The 18,221-nt window shown below is 28.8% G+C and carries 15 protein-coding genes and 1 rRNA gene; 1 reads left to right on the plus strand and 15 read right to left on the minus strand.

The genetic code is table 11. The features are described 5' to 3' along the window. Positions 1–18 precede the first annotated feature (18 nt). From N4A48_RS09200 to N4A48_RS09210, 3 genes are all read right to left on the minus strand, one after another. Entirely contained in the window at positions 19–471 is a 453-nt protein-coding gene (locus N4A48_RS09200) for a helix-turn-helix transcriptional regulator (protein WP_293665609.1), read from the minus strand. A 124-nt stretch (positions 472–595) separates the two neighbouring features. Beyond that, positions 596–1,699 (minus strand): PIN/TRAM domain-containing protein, encoded by a 1,104-nt coding sequence (locus tag N4A48_RS09205; protein WP_293665611.1) that lies wholly within the window; start codon positions 1,697–1,699, stop codon positions 596–598. Positions 1,700–1,741: 42 nt separating this feature from the next. Then, positions 1,742–2,224 carry a CarD family transcriptional regulator gene (locus N4A48_RS09210; RefSeq protein ID WP_293665612.1) on the minus strand — a complete coding sequence of 161 codons (483 nt, stop codon included), beginning with the start codon at positions 2,222–2,224 and terminating at the stop codon, positions 1,742–1,744. Between the two features lie 208 nt (positions 2,225–2,432). On the opposite strand from N4A48_RS09210, the gene N4A48_RS09215 reads away from it, so the two are divergent. Continuing rightward, entirely contained in the window at positions 2,433–2,828 is a 396-nt protein-coding gene (locus N4A48_RS09215) for a MazG nucleotide pyrophosphohydrolase domain-containing protein (protein ID WP_293665613.1), read from the plus strand. Positions 2,829–3,034: 206 nt separating this feature from the next. Here the strand turns inward: N4A48_RS09215 and disA are convergent, their stop codons facing one another. From disA to rrf, 12 genes are all read right to left on the minus strand, one after another. Then, positions 3,035–4,114 (minus strand): DNA integrity scanning diadenylate cyclase DisA, encoded by a 1,080-nt coding sequence (disA, locus tag N4A48_RS09220; protein WP_293665614.1) that lies wholly within the window; start codon positions 4,112–4,114, stop codon positions 3,035–3,037. 6 nt (positions 4,115–4,120) lie between these two features. Further along, entirely contained in the window at positions 4,121–5,488 is a 1,368-nt protein-coding gene (radA, locus tag N4A48_RS09225; protein WP_293665615.1) for a DNA repair protein RadA, read from the minus strand. A 119-nt stretch (positions 5,489–5,607) separates the two neighbouring features. Then, the gene (locus N4A48_RS09230) at positions 5,608–8,043 is read right to left on the minus strand and encodes an ATP-dependent Clp protease ATP-binding subunit (protein ID WP_330665095.1); all 2,436 of its coding nucleotides are present in this window, start codon (positions 8,041–8,043) and stop codon (positions 5,608–5,610) included. A gap of 82 nt (positions 8,044–8,125) precedes the next feature. Beyond that, complete coding sequence (locus N4A48_RS09235; RefSeq protein WP_293665616.1) at positions 8,126–10,063, minus strand: alpha/beta hydrolase family protein; 1,938 nt, start codon at positions 10,061–10,063, stop codon at positions 8,126–8,128. A gap of 29 nt (positions 10,064–10,092) precedes the next feature. Next, positions 10,093–11,427, minus strand: a complete 1,335-nt coding sequence (locus N4A48_RS09240; protein WP_293665617.1) for an amidohydrolase — start codon at positions 11,425–11,427, stop codon at positions 10,093–10,095. Positions 11,428–11,511: 84 nt separating this feature from the next. Continuing rightward, on the minus strand, positions 11,512–12,756 hold the full coding sequence (locus N4A48_RS09245; RefSeq protein WP_293665618.1) for an MFS transporter: 1,245 nt from the start codon (positions 12,754–12,756) through the stop codon (positions 11,512–11,514). Positions 12,757–12,868: 112 nt separating this feature from the next. Beyond that, positions 12,869–12,994, minus strand: a complete 126-nt coding sequence (locus N4A48_RS09250) for a hypothetical protein (protein WP_293665619.1) — start codon at positions 12,992–12,994, stop codon at positions 12,869–12,871. A 33-nt stretch (positions 12,995–13,027) separates the two neighbouring features. Then, a complete protein-coding gene (locus N4A48_RS09255; protein ID WP_293665621.1) occupies positions 13,028–13,324 on the minus strand; it encodes a hypothetical protein in 297 nt (98 codons plus the stop codon). Further along, a complete protein-coding gene (locus tag N4A48_RS09260) occupies positions 13,314–14,990 on the minus strand; it encodes a sigma 54-interacting transcriptional regulator (RefSeq protein WP_293665622.1) in 1,677 nt (558 codons plus the stop codon). Before N4A48_RS09260 ends, N4A48_RS09255 begins: the two co-directional genes overlap by 11 nt. A gap of 318 nt (positions 14,991–15,308) precedes the next feature. Further along, on the minus strand, positions 15,309–17,288 hold the full coding sequence (locus tag N4A48_RS09265; protein WP_293665623.1) for an elongation factor G: 1,980 nt from the start codon (positions 17,286–17,288) through the stop codon (positions 15,309–15,311). 228 nt (positions 17,289–17,516) lie between these two features. Next, positions 17,517–18,023 carry a thioredoxin family protein gene (locus N4A48_RS09270; protein WP_293665624.1) on the minus strand — a complete coding sequence of 169 codons (507 nt, stop codon included), beginning with the start codon at positions 18,021–18,023 and terminating at the stop codon, positions 17,517–17,519. Between the two features lie 71 nt (positions 18,024–18,094). Beyond that, a 5S ribosomal RNA gene (gene rrf / locus N4A48_RS09275) occupies positions 18,095–18,211 on the minus strand. Positions 18,212–18,221: the final 10 nt, after the last annotated feature.

The following is an 18,221-nucleotide window of genomic DNA, read 5'->3' on the forward strand; positions in this document are numbered from 1 at the left end:
ATCAACCTACCTCCTATCCTATTTATCTATTAAACCATTAAATTTTTCATATATATATTCCTTATCAAATGAACTATATAGTCTATAATTTTTATCATCTAATATTCTATAATGAAATGTAATTATATTTTGTTGTATCTTAAAAGGATCAGATTGTTCTATATCCTTCCACCATAATCTTCCTCCTCCTGTCTTATTTTTAGGAAAATACATCTTACCAAGAGCTACTATTTGTACAAGCTTTACAGGCTCTTCTCCAAAGCTCATTCTGAGTATCTCACTTTCATTGAAAATACTACAAACAGCAATACAAGTACTCCACGACAAAGAATTTCTCTCTTTTTCTATTTGAACTAATGTCTTTTTTGATACTCCTATAACTTCAGCCATTTTATCCTGAGAAAAATTATACTCTGTTCGTATAAGCTTTAATTTCCTAGACACTATATCAATTACTTCTTCTTTATTCATATAACCACCTCAACAGAGTTTCTTTTTTAAATTATAGTGTAATTTTACACTATAATCGTAAAAAAGTAAACTATTTTTTTTAATATAAAAAAGACTCTGCCATTGGCAAAGTCTTTTTTATATTTTATATTGATTTTTCTGTTGCTGTTTTTGGTTTTCCAAATATCATTCTACCTGCTGCAGTTTGAAGTACAGACGTTACTAAAACATCTATAGTCTCTCCTATATACTTTCTTCCTCCATCAACTACAATCATAGTTCCATCATCTAGGTAAGCTACTCCTTGACCTGACTCTTTTCCTTCTTTAATAACTTGAACTATCATTTCTTCCCCTGGTATAACAACTGGTTTTACAGCATTTGCCAGTTCATTTATATTCAATACTTCAACACCTTGGAATTGTGCTACTTTGTTTAAATTAAAGTCATTAGTGACAACTTTTCCACCTATTGTTTGTGCTAATTTTAAAAGCTTAATATCAACTTCCTTAACATCTTCAAAATCTTTATCTGTTATTTCAACCTCAATATCAAGCTCTTTTTGTATCTTATTTAATATATCAAGTCCCCTTCTACCTCTTACTCTTTTTAAATCATCTGATGAATCTGCTATATGTTGAAGTTCTTTTAATACAAATTCAGGAATAACTATTTTCCCCTCTATAAATCCAGTCTTAGCTATATCTGCTATTCTACCGTCTATTATTACACTAGTATCTAGTATCTTCGCTTTATCTTTTGTTTCTTTTTTATTAATAGACTTTTCCTTAGTATTAGGTATTTTAATGATAGATGTTATGTTGAATAAATCATCCTTATATCTTACAGATATTTTTATTCCTATATAACCCATAAGAATATATACAAGGACAGAAAGAACCGTTCCAAGTATAGGAACAGGTATTTGAAGCAATAAATTACTTACTAAATACGCTATAAATAATCCAATTATAAGACCGATTGAGCCTATTAATATCTCTATAGGTGGTACTTTTGATAATTCCTTTTCCACAAAATTAGCTATATTCTTTCCTTCTTCTATAAGCCATGGTGAAATTAAGAAAAATATAAATCCCATTATAAGCCCAGATACCATAGACCCTAAAATTATAGTTATTTCAGATGCCGGTAATAGATGTGGAAAAGCTTCGCCTACAGAAAAGTACGTTCCAACCCCAATAGTTATACCTACTAAAGACATAATCCCTTTTATAATTTTATTTATCACTATTTCACCTCCTGTTTAAAGTATCGTCTATATTTTATTTTTTTAATCTATATTTATATTACTTTCTATTAATTCCTTAACATTTTCAGAAGTGTCATCAAGAACTAATGTCAATTCGCTAACCAGCATATCTTTAGCATCATTCAACATTTTCTTTTCTCCTGTTGAAAGTCCTTTTTGCTTATCTTGTATCATTAAATCTCTAACAACAACCGCTATTTCATATATATCCCCGGTTTTTATTTTATCCATATTATCTCTAAATCTTTTATTCCACTTTTGATCCATATCTCCTTTTTTATCTTTAATTATATTCATTAAATCTTCTACTTTTTCATTATCTATAATATGTCTTATTCCTAGTTTATTAATATTATCAATAGGTATCATTATCTCAACTTCAGATATTACCATATTTAAAATATAATACTTCTTCTTCTCCCCCAATACCTCTTTTTCCTCTATAGAATTTATTATACCCGCTCCATAATTTGGATAAACTATTTTATCTCCTATATTAAACATAAAATTTCTCCCTTCAAAATAATAATCTATTATAGTATATAACAACGATTTGAAATAGTCAAACCAAAACAATTATTTTATCACATTAAATTGTAGTATGTCAATTATATTTTGTAATTAAATGCTCTATTATTACCTATTATGAAAAAATTTATACAATTGACCTGCAATCGTTTTCTTATTATAATTATTATGAGGTGATTTTAAAATGAGTGAGTTTAATTTTGATAAATTTGAAAATTCAGTAAGTAATTCGTTAATAAGACATAAAAGCATTTTAGATATAATAACTAAGCTTGAAGAAAGTAACTCTAAAACAAACAGAGCTATAATAAAATCTGTTACAAACTGTGGTTGTATTGAAATATCAGGAAAGAAGCAAAGTCCTCCAAAAGACATAGCATTCAATGAGCTTTCTAATTATATGGATAACCATATAGTAGGGAATTTATGTGATAATTGCAAAGAAAAAATAGAAGAAGAATTAGGAAACCATCTTTTCTATATACAATCTATTTGCAATTGCTTAAATGTAAGTTTAGAGGATGTATTTAAAAAAGAAAATAATAAACTTCAAACGCTTGGAATATACAACCTACTTTAAAAAAATTCGTCTACTAGCTAACGCGGTGACTCATGTCGCCAACAATCCTTACAGGCTCCGTTGCTCAAAATAATCTCAAGTATAGTTTTCTTGACAAGTTATCCACAAGACGAAAATTTTATAATATCCTATATAGCAAAAAAGGTTATGAAAATATTTACTTAAAGTATTTATTTTCATAACCTTTATATTTAAACCTAAGCTTTTTAAATATGTCTATCGAGCAGTACTTGTTCTTGGATTCTTCTTAATCCATCTCTTATATATCTAGCTCTTATTTCTCCAATTCCTTCAACATCATCAAGCTCTTCAATAGTTGCTTTTAGTATAGACTGGAAGTTTTCAAAATGATATGTTAAATTCTCAACTACACTCTTAGGCAGTCTATATATTTTTCTAAGAATTCTCCATCCCCTTGGATAAACTGTATACTCTATATTGTCTATATTACTAGCAGTATACCCCAGAAGTCTTACTATATTATTAAGTTCAAGTAAGTCCTCTGATGAAAAATTTCTAATTGATTTTTTGAACTGTGAATAATCCCTATCTTCAATTACATTATAATCTTTAAATACCATTTCTGCATCTTCTTTTACATTCCCTATTAATTCTTCTAACTGCATGCTAACTAATATTCCTTCATTTCCAAGCTCTATTATATAATGTTCTATCTCTGTAACTATTCTCATGACCATTTCAGTTCTTTGAACAACAGTTGCTACATCATAAAGAGTTACCAAATCCTCAAATTCTAAAGCACTTAAATTAATCATAGCTTGATCTAATACAGATTTATATTTTTCAAGAGTTTGAATAGCTTGATTTGCCTTTGTTAATATTTTTGATGTTTCTTGTATAACATATTTACTATAGCCTCTATATAAAGTTATTATATTTCTTCTTTGAGATATAGATATAACCATCTCAGCTGTTTGTCTTGCAACTCTTTCTGCTGTTCTATGTCTTATGCCAGTCTCTGATGATGGTATTAATGGATTTGGTATTAATTGAGTATTTGCATAAAGTATCTTCTTTCCATCGCTACTTACTATTATTGCACCATCCATTTTTGCAAGTTCATATAAATATGCAGGTGAAAAATCAGCATTTATATTAAATCCACCATCAACTATTTTCATTATTTCTTCACTATCACCTATTACAATTAATGCCCCAGTTTTTGCTCTTAAGACATTCTCAAGACCTTCTCTAAGAGGTGTTCCTGGTGCTATCATCTTCAAGCAGTTTAACTGTTCTATATCTTTTGTAAAGTTTTCTTTCATCTATATCTACCCTCCTAGGACAAAGTCTAAAGCCTCTCTTATATTTTCTACACCTATAATTTTAATATCTTTCATATTTTCCAATCCTTTTACATTATTTTTAGGAACTATTACTCTATTAAAACCTAATTTTTTGCATTCTGATATTCTTTTTTCTATAAAACTTACTCCTCTTATCTCTCCTGTTAACCCAACTTCACCAATTGCAACAGTCTTTTCATTTACCTCTAAATTCCTAAAGCTAGAAGCTATAGATATTACTATTCCAAGGTCCATAGCCGGCTCATTAAGCTTTATTCCTCCAACAACATTTATATAAATATCTTGATTTTGTATTTGCATACCTGCTCTTTTTTCAAGAACAGCCATAAGAAGTGAAACTCTATTGTAATCTACTCCTGTTGCAGCTCTTTTAGGTATTCCAAAGCTAGTTGGGCAAACAAGAGCTTGAAGTTCTACTAACATAGGTCTTGTCCCTTCTATAGTTGCAACTATAACTGATCCTGATACTCCCTTTGGCTTTTCAGATATAAGTATTTTTGAAGGATTTTCGACTTCTATAAGCCCTTTTTCTCTCATTTCAAATACTCCAAGTTCATTAGTAGACCCAAATCTATTTTTAACAGCTCTAACCATTCTATATGTATTATATCTTTCTCCTTCAAAGTAAAGAACAGTATCAACCATATGTTCAAGTATCTTAGGTCCAGCAAGAGATCCTTCTTTTGTTACATGTCCAACTATAAAGGTTGATATACCTACTTTTTTAGATATTTTCATAAACCTAGAAGTTCCTTCTTTTATTTGACTAACACTTCCAGGAGTAGAAGTTATTTGAGGACTAAATACAGTTTGTATAGAATCTACTATAATCATATCTGGCTTTATATTATCTATTTGTTTTTCTATTATATCTAAGTTATTTTCTGCAAATATATACAGATTACTACTTTCTATATTAAGCCTTTTTGCTCTCATTTTTATTTGATATATAGATTCTTCACCAGATGCATACAAAACTTTTTTTCCGCTCTTTGCTACATTTTCTGCAACTTGGATTAAAAGAGTAGACTTTCCTATTCCAGGGTCTCCTCCAGCTAGTATTAAAGATCCTTTAACTACTCCTCCACCTAATACTCTATCCAGTTCTTTTATACATGTTGAAAATCTTTCTTGCTCTTTTATTTCAAGTTCATTTATAGATACTGGCTTTTGAACTTCTTTTTCTATTATAAAAAGATCATGTTTACTTTTTTTATCTTCTATTTCTTCTACGAATGAATTCCAATCATCGCATTCTGGACATTTGCCAATCCATTTTAAGCTTTCATATCCGCAAGATTGACAAACATATTTAGTTTTAATTTTGGCCATAACATCACCTTTACATTTTAATTAATAAATTAATACTATAATTATAGGATACCAAAAAATATATACTTTGGGAAACAAAAATGATATAGTTTCCTTAATCATAAAAAAAGAGCTTAAACTTAAGCTCTTTTTTCAAATAATAGTTTGCCATTATTCTCTTTAACTACAATGTCATCCCCTTTATTAATATTTCCTTTTAAAATTTCCTCTGAAAGGTTATCCTCAAGAAGCTTTTGTATAGCTCTTTTCAAAGGTCTTGCCCCATATTCTTTATCAAATCCTTCTTTTGCAATTAACTTAACGGCACAAGCTTCAAGTTCTAAATCTATATCCATGTTTTTCAATCTTTCTTTCAAATCTTTAATCATCAGCTTTACTATTTCATCTATATGTTCTTGATTTAAAGAATGAAAAACTATTATTTCATCTATTCTATTTAAAAATTCTGGCTTAAACTTTAATCTAAGTTCTTTCATAACATTTTCTTTCATTTTTTCATATTCACTTTTTTGGAGTTCTTCACTATCTAAATGTTTGGTAAAACCTAATGTATTTTGCTTAGATATGTTATAGGCTCCTACATTAGACGTCATTATTATCAAAGTGTTTTTAAAGTCGATCATCCTACCTTTAGAATCACTTAATCTTCCATCATCTAATATTTGAAGTAATATATTAAATACATCCGGATGAGCTTTTTCTATTTCATCAAATAGTACTACACTATAAGGATTTCTTCTAATTTTTTCTGTAAGCTGTCCTCCTTCTTCATGCCCTATATATCCAGGGGGTGATCCTATTAACTTTGATACAGAATGTTTTTCCATATATTCAGACATATCTATTCTTATTATACTATCTTTATTAGAGAACATAACATGAGCTAATGCTTTAGAAAGTTCTGTCTTTCCTACTCCTGTTGGTCCTAAAAATATGAATGACCCTATAGGCTTTTTAGGGTCTTTAAGACCTACTCTAGCTCTTCTTATAGCCTTTGATATGGCTTTTATAGCTTCTTTTTGTCCTATAACTCTATTGCTTATTATATTCTCAAGATTTAATAGTTTTTTGCTTTCCTCTTGAATAAGCTTATTTACAGGTATTTTTGTCCATGAAGATAGTATATCAGCTATATCCTCTTCATCAACCACATCAGATGATTTTGAAAAATCTTTCTTCCATGCTTTTTGGGTCTTTTCTAATTTTTCTCTTATTTCTTTTTCTTCATCTCTTATGCTTGCAGCATTTTCGAAATCTTGATTTCTTACAGCTTCTTCTTTTTCTTTTGCTAAAACTTCTAGTCTATCTTGCATATCTTTTATATCTTTAGGAGGAACATAATTAGAAAGTTTAACCTTAGAGCTTGCTTCATCTATTAAGTCAATAGCCTTATCTGGTAAAAATCTATCATTTAAATATCTATGAGATAACTTAACTGCTGCATTTATAGCTTCATCAGTTATTTCTACCTTATGATGAGCTTCATATCTGTCTCTAAGCCCTTTTATTATTTCTATAGAATCTTTAATAGATGGCTCATCAACCATAACTGGCTGGAACCTTCTCTCCAGAGCAGAATCTTTTTCTATATATTTTCTATATTCATCAAGTGTAGTTGCTCCTATTATCTGTATTTCTCCACGAGCTAGTTCAGGCTTTAAAATATTGGATGCATCCATAGATCCTTCTGAACTTCCAGCTCCAACTATTGTATGTAACTCGTCTATAAATAGAATTATATTTTGATGATTTTTTAATTCTACCATCGCATTCTTTATTCTTTCTTCAAATTCACCTCTATATTTTGCACCTGCTATCATTCCAACTAAATCTAATGATACTATCCTTTTGTCTTTTAATATTTCTGGAACATCACCTGATACTATTTTTCCTGATAAACCCTCTATTATAGCAGTTTTTCCAACTCCTGGATCTCCTATGAGTACAGGATTATTCTTAGTTCGTCTACTAAGTATTTGTATTACTCTTTGTATTTCAATATCTCTTCCTATAACAGGGTCTAATTTTCCATCTTCATATAATTTATTAAGATCTTTTCCATACTTATTAAGCATTGGTATATTATTACTATCAAATTTCTCATTTTTTTTATGTGCTATATTTATATCCTTTAGAGAATTTAATATTTCTTTGCTCAGCTCACTCATATTTATTCCTAAATCATTTAATATCCTCCATGCTATTCCATCGCCTTCTTTTATAATTCCTAAAAGAATATGCTCTGTTCCAACATAGTTATGTCCTAATAATTTTGCCTGCATAAATGCAAGTTCAAATATCTTCTTAGTTCTTGGGCTAAATCCAATTACTTTAACTTTTAAATTGCCTATTTGTATGTATAAAGGTATGCTCTGTTTTATTAATTCTTCATTAACTCCAAATTTATTCAAAACTTGTCCAGATATGCTTGTATTGTCTTTTAAAATACCTAATAATATATGTTCACTTCCAACTAAATTATGTCCCATATTTCTTGCTTCTAGAGCTGCTTTATCTAGTGATTTTCTAGCTCTTTTAGTAAATTTATCAAACATAATACCCCTCCTAAATCAATACTCATATACATTATTTCCAAAATATAAAATATTGATTCAGATAGGTATATACATACTATCACTACTTCATCAAATAATAATCAAACCATTTTGTGATTTCTTTTAATCTTCCTATTCTTTGTAATGGATTTCCACTTCTACTTAATTCATGATTTGCTCCCTTAAACACACATAATTTCGATTCGACGTTATGATATTTAAGAGCTGTAAACATTTGAATTCCCTCACCTAAATAACATCTATAATCTTCATCTGAATGAATAAATAGAGTTGGTGTTTTTACCTTATTAGCATATTTAATTGGAGAATGATCCCAAAGCTTATTTACATCACTCCACGGAGTAGCTTTATTTTGATCCTCAACCCAATAATATCCAATATCTGTAGTATTGAATTTTGATATCCAATTCGAAATGCATCTTTGAGATACTGCTGCTTTAAATCTATCAGTATGACCAATTATCCAGTTAGTCATGTATCCTCCATAGGATCCTCCTGTGACTCCAAGCCTTTCTCTATCTATATATGGACATTTTTCTAGAACTGCATCAGTAAAGTTCATAATATCTTCATAATCTATAGTTCCAAAACGACCTCTTATATCTGAATATTCATTATCTCTAGTATTACTTCCTCTTAAATTACAGAAAAATACAACATATCCTTTTCCAGACCAGTACTGCATTTCATGAAAGAATACATCTCCAAAAGCACTCTTAGGTCCTCCATGTATATTAAGAATAGCTGGATATTTCTTACCTTCTTCAAAATCTACAGGTTTCATAATCCATCCATCTACTTTTACACCTAAATCTGACTCTGTGCTTATTTTATCAATATTTGTAATTTTTCTCTCTTTTTGTACCCATTCATTAATATTAGTCTTTTGAACCTCATATAAACCACTCTTTAAGTATATTTCTTGAAGTTTCTTTCGTATAAGGGCAATAAAAATAACCTTTCCTTGAGATACATCATAGCTATCTACTGATCCATTATTTTCTATTGTTCGTTTGATATTTCCATATTTATCAATTTCATTAAGATAAGAATTCCCATCTTCACTTGTTGTAAAATAAAGCTTATCTTCTTTAATCTTCATAGTAGGTGATCCACCAAACCTACAATCAGATCCTACAGTGTTCCAAAGACTTATCTCAAGTTCTGGGGTTATACATCTTATATCTTTTGTTTTTAAATCTATAATAAAAAATTTATGATTTTCATTATTTCCATATCTAGTCATATCACTACCGCTAAATATAATCTCATGATTATCTATAAATGCTGCATAACTATATGAAAATTTTCTTTGAGGTGAAACCTTTATATATTCTTCGTTTTCTATATTATACATAAATATATTGTTTTCAACCTGCATCTTATTCTTATATTCTTTTCCAATAAATAATATATTATCGTCTTTAACTGTATATTGTTCTACATCCATATATTCTCCTGTTATAGGTGAATGCTTTCCTGTTTCTACATTAAAAATATATAATCTATTTCTATTTTTACTAGTATAACCTGATCCATTATTCCAAAATGGAATTTCATCAACAATAATATAATCACCTTCTATTTGATTGATATCGTTTTCTTGAACATGATTATATGTTGATGTAAATAAATATAGTTTATCATTTATACGCTCTATGCTATTAACCTTCCTATTAATTTCAAATAATTTTTCAGGAGTTCCTCCATCTATACCTACTTTATAGAAGTTTGTAACCTTATCATTATTTTCTCTATGATTTTGAAATACTATGTGTTTATCATCTTTATCCCAAAAAAAGTTTTTGGCCTTATTAAAGTTTGTTATTTGACAATATCGATTATTATCTCCATAATACATCCATAAGTTAGAATTATATCCATCTCTCTCATCATTTACTTTATGAACTAAAAAACATGCATTCTCTCCTTTGGAGTCTAATCTTATGTCCGAAAGAAATCTGAATTTACATATATCATCGATTTTTATATTTTTCATAGAATCTCCTCTTCCTATAGATTATCAAATTATTTATCTGTCATACAATCACATTTAGGATATATATTTTTAGAAAATAATTTATCAGCATACTCAAAATATTCATTTTTGTTATTAAAAACTGGCTTATAGCCTTCAATAATTGTCTTTGCTTTTTCAGAATCATTGTTTAATAGATCAATAACCATTCCTGTTAAAAATTTTGTTCCTGTTATATAAGCAGTATCTTTGTCGCTCACTTCATAATCTGGACTGTGTAATCCTCCACTAATACAGCCTATGCACGTTTCTATAGCAGGTATTAAGGATGATACATCTCCTAAATCTGTTGAACCCTTACTTGGTGGAATCACTGTTACTTCGTCTTCTCCAACTAATTCGACTCCAACTTTTTTTGCAACATTTCTTAGATTTTCATCAACTATAAGTGGAAGCATTCCAGGAGTATCTTCTATTTCAACTTTAGCCCCCATTGCTACTGCTCCTCCAGTAAGAGCCCTATTAACTTTAAAATTTGTTTCAACAATTTCATGTACATTATTTCCTCTAACAAAAGTTTCAAGTGTAACCTCTGATGGTATTACATTAACAGCATCTCCTCCTTTAGTTATAACAGGATGTACTCTTATTGCTGATTGTTCTTTGAATGTCTCTCTTATTGAATTTATAGCCATAATTCCTATATTAGCTGCATAAAGTGCATTTATACCATTTTCAGGAGCTGAAGCCGCATGAGATGACTTTCCAATATACTTAATTTTTTTAGCTATAATTCCATTGCTTCCTGATTCCAGTATAACTTTATGAGTACCAGATAAAACATGTATCATAACACAAATATCTACATCATCAAAAACTCCTCTATGAATAAGCTCAGCTTTTCCAGTTGGATATTTTATTATTCCTTTTTTTATAAGTTCATTTCTAAAATCCATGTCTAAATACTCTTCTGCAGGAGCTGCAATAAAATGTATTTTTCCTACAAGTTTATTGTATACTTTACTTTCAATTATTGCTTTTGCAACACCAAGCATATCTGCAATCATTATATTATGTCCACAAGCATGGACAACACCAGTTTCTTTATTACTATCTTTATGTTGAGTACATATTACTCCGTCTAATTCTCCAATAACAGCTATTCCAGGTCCTTCTTTGCCTGTATCTAGGGTTGCTTTTCCACCTGTTATATTATCAAAAGTTACATAATATAGACCCATTTTTTCAAATTCTCTTTTTACTAAATCATTTGTATTAAATTCTTTAAATCCTGCTTCAGGATCCTTATAAATTTCTTCAGATATATTCTCAATATAATCTTTTATACTATCAATAACATCATATGCTTCTTGTTTAATTTTCATTTTAAAATCCCCCATTAATCTCTAATTTTGTCTATAACTATTTACACCAAGTCCTTATAAATTATTGGACTTGGTGCATTAATTTTAAGATTCCTTTGTATTAAGATTTTTGTAAGCCTTTGCTTTTTTATAGAGTACAGATACTATTACAAAACATATTACTGTCATAAAAAGCATATAGCTAAATATATATTTAAATCCTGTTACACCTGGATACATATCCATTATCTTTCCATTGAATATATGATAGTAAGTATCTGGAATGAAGCCTACAAATGATGCAAAACCTATAAAAACACCTGTTTTTTCAGGGGAAACATTTAATTCTCCAAGAGATGAGAAGTAAATTCCTCTTATTGCAAAGTTGGCAAATTGAGCTACTCCCCAAAGACCTATAATAACAAATGTTAACTCTTTTTTTGCTGGAACTATAATATAAGCTATTAAAGAAACTATTGCTAAAACTATTAATGATCTTACTACTTTTAATGTTGAGCCAAACTTATCAACAAGAATACCAGCAGTAGCCGCTCCTATGAATCCTATAACATAAAGAACAAACATTGAAATACCAGAAGCTGTTGCTCCCTCCATTCCAAAAACTTGAGTTAAGTATGGTGTGATTCTATTTAATCCAATATGGAAATGGTATGCACTAAAAATCATTGCTCCTATTAACCAAGCTCTAGGGTCTTTAATAATTGTTACCATCTCATTCATTGGAATAGCAGTCTTTTCAACAGTACTGATATTTTTAAGAAGGAATAATAATGCTATACCAACAGATATTAATACTACTGAATAAATTACAATAATTGTAGCCATTCCTAATTTGGCTTCATTGAATTTTGCAAAAACAGCAAGAGCAGAGTAAGAAATTATTAAACCTGATATTTGCTTTCCGCCTTCCCAAAAACCAAACATCTTACCTAAGTCATCTCCACTACTTAATAATCTAACTGCTTTAATTGCAACAGACCAATAAGTTAGACATACAACTGCACCATAAGCTATGTGTATAGCAAGTACTACATTATAAGATGGGAATGTTGAATAAATTAAACCTAAAGCCCCTAACGAAATAAATGAAAATGATAATAATGCCTTTGGACTAAATCTATCTGCAATCCATCCTCCAGGGAAATAACATGCAAATGATGCCCAACCAAAAGCACTTACAAGTACACCAAGTTGTGTATTATTTACCCCTAACGCTTCAACCAAAGCATCATAATAAGAATATTTAAGATACGGTATTTTAAATACAAGACCTCCCGCTAAGGCTAATACTAACAGTGTAATCCAATTTTTATTGACTCTTTCCTTCATTTAATCATCTCCTTAGTATAATTATTAATTATTTCTTTGTGATTGTATATAAAGACCTCTAATCTAATATTAAATTTTTAAAATAGTCTATCTATATCAATCCTATTAATACTTAAGCAAGATTCATGCCATTTTTATTTCTATACTTTTTTGTATACTTTTCGACTTTTTTTGCATTTAATGAATAATTTATATACTTAATTCTTATTCCAAAAAAAAGTGGACTATGTTTTTTCATCCATAATCCACTTAATCCGCACCATAATCCATTTTATTTTTCTTTTAAAGATTCTATACCTTCCTTTGTAATAATACACCCTCTTCTTCCAATTTGTTTTTTCATATATCCTATACCTTCTAATTCTTTAATGATACTTCTTAATCTATACTCTGAAATTTTTTCATAAGGAAATTTTATATTATATTCCTCAAGTATTTTTGTTCTCCCTATACCAATTGATTCTTTTGAATTTTCCATTACTATTTCCAAAATACGATTTTCTTCTTGACCTCCTTCTTCATCATATCTTGTCAATACTTCTGGAAGTGGATTTATACTATCTTTCATAAGCGAGTAATTTTTTTAGTTCTCTTACATTCCCTTTCCATGTATGATTAATAAGCGCTTTTTTAATACTATCTTTTGAAATCTTCTCTCCATTTAAGTATTTTTCAAAAATAGGAATTATATCTTCCTTCCTATTTCTTAAAGCTGGGACCTTAATAGGAAGAACATTTAATCTATAATAAAGATCTTCTCTAAAGTTACCTCTATCAACTTCTTTTATAAGATTTTTGTTTGTCGCAGCTATAATTCTAATATCTATATCTATTACTTTATCACTTCCTATTCTCATAACCTGCATTTCTTGAATTACTCTTAAAAGTCTAGATTGAAGAGAATAAGGCATATCACCTATTTCATCTAGAAATATAGTTCCATTATTAGATTGTTCAAATATACCAGCCTTTCCATCTTTTCTTGCGCCAGTAAAAGATCCTTTTTCATAACCAAAAAGCTCACTCTCTAAAAGACTTTCTGGAAGAGCTGCACAGTTTATGGCAATAAATGGTTGGTTTTTTCTTTTAGAGCTATTGTGAATGGACTGAGCTATAAGTTCTTTGCCCGTTCCACTTTCACCTGTTATTAAAACTGTCTTGTCAGTTGTAGCAAATCGCTTAGCCATTTCTATACATTTGTCCATTTCTTTTGAGAAATATAAAATTTTATCAAACGTATATTTAGCTGTAAGCCCTTTAGATTTTAGTTTTTGACTTATGCTTTGCTCTAGCTTTTTAATATAAGTTATATCCTTTAAAATTATAATTTTTTCCCATACATCATTGTATAAAATAGATGTTTTTACAGAAGCCATCAAGAACTTTTTATTTATTTCTATAATTTCATTATCAATATCCTTAATATTAAATAATTTCAAAAAATCACAATTAAATATATTTTTAATATTACTATTTTCATTTAGCTCTTTATCAATCATTTCTTTACATTTATCATTGCATAGTAAAATTTCCCCATTATTATTTATAAGAATTATTCCATCATTTGAATTTTCTAAAATAGATTTAAGTCTTTCATTTTTTTTATAGAGTTCTTTATACTGATTTTTAATTCCTTGGTCAACATTAACTATTTTATTTATATACTTTAATAATCTATATTGAACTTCTTTATCATTTATCCCAAGTTTATTTATTATAAGTAAAAATGTGGATGTATCAAGGCATCTTACTCCAATATCTATAATATTTGGTATATAAGATGGAACCCTCTCCTTAATTCCAGCTGTTATTGCATAATCAATACCTCTATAATCTTCTCCTTCTTTGTATGAAATAAACTGTAGATCTTTAAATTTCAATTTATACAGCAAAGATGTTATTTGAAGAGTCGTCTCATAATAATCATTCACAACAAGTACCTTGCTATTTATAGGAATCTCTAATATTTTAAGAGCCTTCTCTTCAATAATAGTTCTAGTTACTACTATTATATTATCCTTATTTTTTATATTATTAATTACTCTTCCTATTCTATCTTCAATCATGAATAGTATAACATCTCCATCTATTATATGATTATCACACATTGAATTTAAATAGCAGTGATCTATTATTATTTTATTCCCAAATACAAATCTTAAATTTTTCTCTAATTTATATGATAATTCTCCTTCAAAATCTGTTACTATATTGACTTTTTTCAGAATAATCACTCCCTAATTAAGGCATATTCAAAAAATAAACTAGTCATCTTACTCGTCCTTTTGATTCTTTTCGTCGTTACTCAATCACTTACATACATTAAGTATGCTCGTTATTGAGTGCCTAGAAAATAATCAAAATTACTTCATAACTTGACTTATTTATTTTTTTCATATTCCTAAATATCCTTTTTTTATATTTGTCAGAAATATTATATCAAATTATTTAATATTTTGTTCTATTTACCGGGTAAGGTTTAATAAATAAATATTTGTAATTTATAACAATTAAAAGGATAGCTTGAAAAGCTATCCTTTCTGGTTTATTTATTATTTTTTTGCTTCTTCTATTATTTTTTGTGCAAATTGTGCTGGGACTTCATTATATTTATCAAATTCCATTTCAAAATATCCTCTTCCTTGGGTCATAGATCTTAGGTCTATAGCATATTTAAAAGTCTCAGCTTGTGGTGCCTGGGCATATATAATTTGTTTTCCTCTTGAAGAAGGCTCCATTCCAAGTATTTTTCCTCTTCTTTTATTTATATCTCCGATTATATCTCCCATATACTCTTCAGGAACTACTATTCTCAAATTCATTATAGGCTCTAACAGTACAGGCTCTGCTTCTTGTATTCCTTTTCTGAATGCGATTGAAGATGCTATTTTAAATGCCATCTCTGATGAGTCAACATCATGATACGATCCATCATATAGTATTGCTTTTATATTCATGACAGGGAATCCTGCTAATGCCCCTTCATTAAGGCATTCTTTAAGTCCCTTTTCCACTGCAGGTATATATTGTTTCGGAACTGATCCTCCAAATATAGCTTCCTCAAATACAAACTCTTCTTTAGATGGCTCAAATTTTATTTTGACATCTCCATACTGTCCATGACCTCCACTTTGTTTTTTATGCTTTCCTTGTACGTCAGATTTTCCTTTTATTGTTTCTCTATATGCAACTTTTAAATCTGAGAGTTTAACCTCTACTCCAAATTTTTCTTTTAATTTGTCTTTTATAGAATTTATATGAAGCTCTCCTTGACCTCCTATTAAAGTTTGTTTTGTTTCATGATTTCTGAACCACTTAAAAGAAAGGTCCTCTTCGGATAATTTATGGAGTCCATTACTTATCTTTTCTTCATCTCCTTTATTTAAGCTATCTATTGCATAATATATTTGAGGTTTTGGAAATTCTATATTTTCAAAAGGCTCTGTATTAGAGCTTGTAGACAAAGTATCACCAGTTTGAACATTTGAAAGCTTATTTAATACTACAATATCTCCAGCAACAGCTTTTTTAAGTTCAATTTGATCTTTATTTTTAAATGAATATATATGATATATTTTTTCTTTATTGTCTTTATTTATATTATAAACTTCAGTATCTGGAGTTAATTCACCTTCACACACTTTTAATAAAGATATTTTCCCAATGAATGGGTCAACTAATGTTTTAAAAACTATCCCTGAGAATTCTTTATTATCACTATCTAGCCCTATGTCTATAGGAGATGGCATATAATCCCAAACCATATCTAATAAAGTATGTATTCCTATATTGTTGCTTGTTGATCCACATAAAACGGGAATAATATCTCCTTTTAATACACCTTCTCTTAATCCTTTATGTATTTCTTCTTGTGTAAATTCTCCTTGTTCAAAATATTTATCAAGAAGCTCATCATCAGTTTCAGCAACTGACTCCAGCAACATTTCTCTAATAGGACTTATGCCTTCTTTCATATTTTCAGGTATATCAACTGTAACACAATCTTTACCATTGTATTCTCTTGCAAACATATCTACTACATTTACAAATCCTTTAAATTCTTCATTATTTCCCATAGGTAAATGAAATGGCGCTATCTTCTTTCCATATCTTTCTCTTAATTGCTCTAATACCTTATTATAATTAGCTTTTTGACTATCAATTTTATTTATGAATATAAATTTTGGGGTATTATTTTCATCTGTTATCTCTAAAGCTTTATCTGTTCCAACTTGAATATCACAAGTTCCATCTACTACTATTATAGATCCAGCTGCGGCTTTAATAGCTGATATTGATTCTCCATAAAAATCAAAATATCCAGGAGTGTCTAAGAAATTATATTTATGGTTATTCCATTCAACAGGAACTAAGTTAATCGTAGATGTCATATTTATTTCTTCGTTTGGCTTACTTATCCTATTTACTAATTTATTAGTATATAAAACAGCTTCTATTAAGTTACTTTTTCCACATCCAGAATGTCCTAAGACCACAATATTTCTTATTTTGTCACTTTCATAAGTTTTCATAGAAAAATCCCCCTTCACTTTTTATAATATTCTATATTTTTTGAATTTTTCCTCTTTTTTAGCTTTACTTATTAATCCAAAATAATACATAACATTTTTAGCTTATTAGGTTTTTGATTAAGTTATACTTTATTGAAAATACTATAATTTTCTTATATATAAAATATTATGTTTTAAAGTTTTTATTATTCCAGTTTAGTTTTTTGCAAAAAAAAATAATAGGTCTTTTTAAAAGCCTATTATCTTTAAAACATCATCTATTGTATTTTTTGTATATTCACCTTTTTTGTATTTTCTTTTTGAAACTAATATTTCTGCTTCATTGCCCCTATTTATAATTTCTTTTAGTATAGTCGGTAATTCTATAAATATTCCCATTTCTTCAAAGTCCTGATCCATTATTATAAAAGTCGGTATTTTAGGTTTTCCATTGAACTTATACTTGTTTAAAGTCTCTTCATTTCCTTCTCTTGATACAATTCTTAAGTTAATATTTGAATTCAAATCACATATAAAGCTTACTCCAGGTAAGTTTATTTGGCAATCTGGACACCAGTCTTCTGCAAACACCAATATATATATTTTTTTTTGAATGCTCTTTATCTTATTCATTAACTTTTTATCCATGTTTATAGAATTTTTTATTTTTTCTATTTTTTGCTTATATACATCTTCTGAAGACTCTAAAAACTCTTGAAAGCTTATTCCTTTAAAAAACAAGTTTTTTAAACTCATATCTTATACCCCCTATATGGATATGCTACTCAAGAACTATTATATCACAAAAAATATAATAAAAAAAGATTACGTGGCTACGTCCTACTCTCCCAGGGGGCTGCCCCCCAAGTACCATCGGCGCTAAGGAGCTTAACTTCTGTGTTCGGAATGGGAACAGGTGTATCCTCCTTGCTATAATAACCACATAATCTTTTA

It is taken from the genome of Tepidibacter sp. (assembly GCF_025210165.1).
Taxonomy (GTDB): Bacteria; Bacillota; Clostridia; order Peptostreptococcales; family Peptostreptococcaceae; genus Tepidibacter_A.

Bases quoted from the DNA above. Each gene is read 5' to 3' on its own strand.
- radA (WP_293665615.1), bottom strand. From the start codon at position 5,488: ATGGCCAAAATTAAAACTAAATATGTTTGTCAATCTTGCGGATATGAA.
- N4A48_RS09245 (WP_293665618.1), bottom strand. From the start codon at position 12,756: ATGAAGGAAAGAGTCAATAAAAATTGGATTACACTGTTAGTATTAGCC.
- N4A48_RS09265 (WP_293665623.1), bottom strand. From the start codon at position 17,288: ATGAAAACTTATGAAAGTGACAAAATAAGAAATATTGTGGTCTTAGGA.
- N4A48_RS09230 (WP_330665095.1), bottom strand. From the start codon at position 8,043: ATGTTTGATAAATTTACTAAAAGAGCTAGAAAATCACTAGATAAAGCA.
- N4A48_RS09255 (WP_293665621.1), bottom strand. From the start codon at position 13,324: ATGAAAGATAGTATAAATCCACTTCCAGAAGTATTGACAAGATATGAT.
- N4A48_RS09250 (WP_293665619.1), bottom strand. From the start codon at position 12,994: ATGAAAAAACATAGTCCACTTTTTTTTGGAATAAGAATTAAGTATATA.
- N4A48_RS09200 (WP_293665609.1), bottom strand. From the start codon at position 471: ATGAATAAAGAAGAAGTAATTGATATAGTGTCTAGGAAATTAAAGCTT.
- disA (WP_293665614.1), bottom strand. From the start codon at position 4,114: ATGAAAGAAAACTTTACAAAAGATATAGAACAGTTAAACTGCTTGAAG.
- N4A48_RS09240 (WP_293665617.1), bottom strand. From the start codon at position 11,427: ATGAAAATTAAACAAGAAGCATATGATGTTATTGATAGTATAAAAGAT.
- N4A48_RS09215 (WP_293665613.1), top strand. From the start codon at position 2,433: ATGAGTGAGTTTAATTTTGATAAATTTGAAAATTCAGTAAGTAATTCG.
- N4A48_RS09235 (WP_293665616.1), bottom strand. From the start codon at position 10,063: ATGAAAAATATAAAAATCGATGATATATGTAAATTCAGATTTCTTTCG.
- N4A48_RS09210 (WP_293665612.1), bottom strand. From the start codon at position 2,224: ATGTTTAATATAGGAGATAAAATAGTTTATCCAAATTATGGAGCGGGT.
- N4A48_RS09270 (WP_293665624.1), bottom strand. From the start codon at position 18,023: ATGAGTTTAAAAAACTTGTTTTTTAAAGGAATAAGCTTTCAAGAGTTT.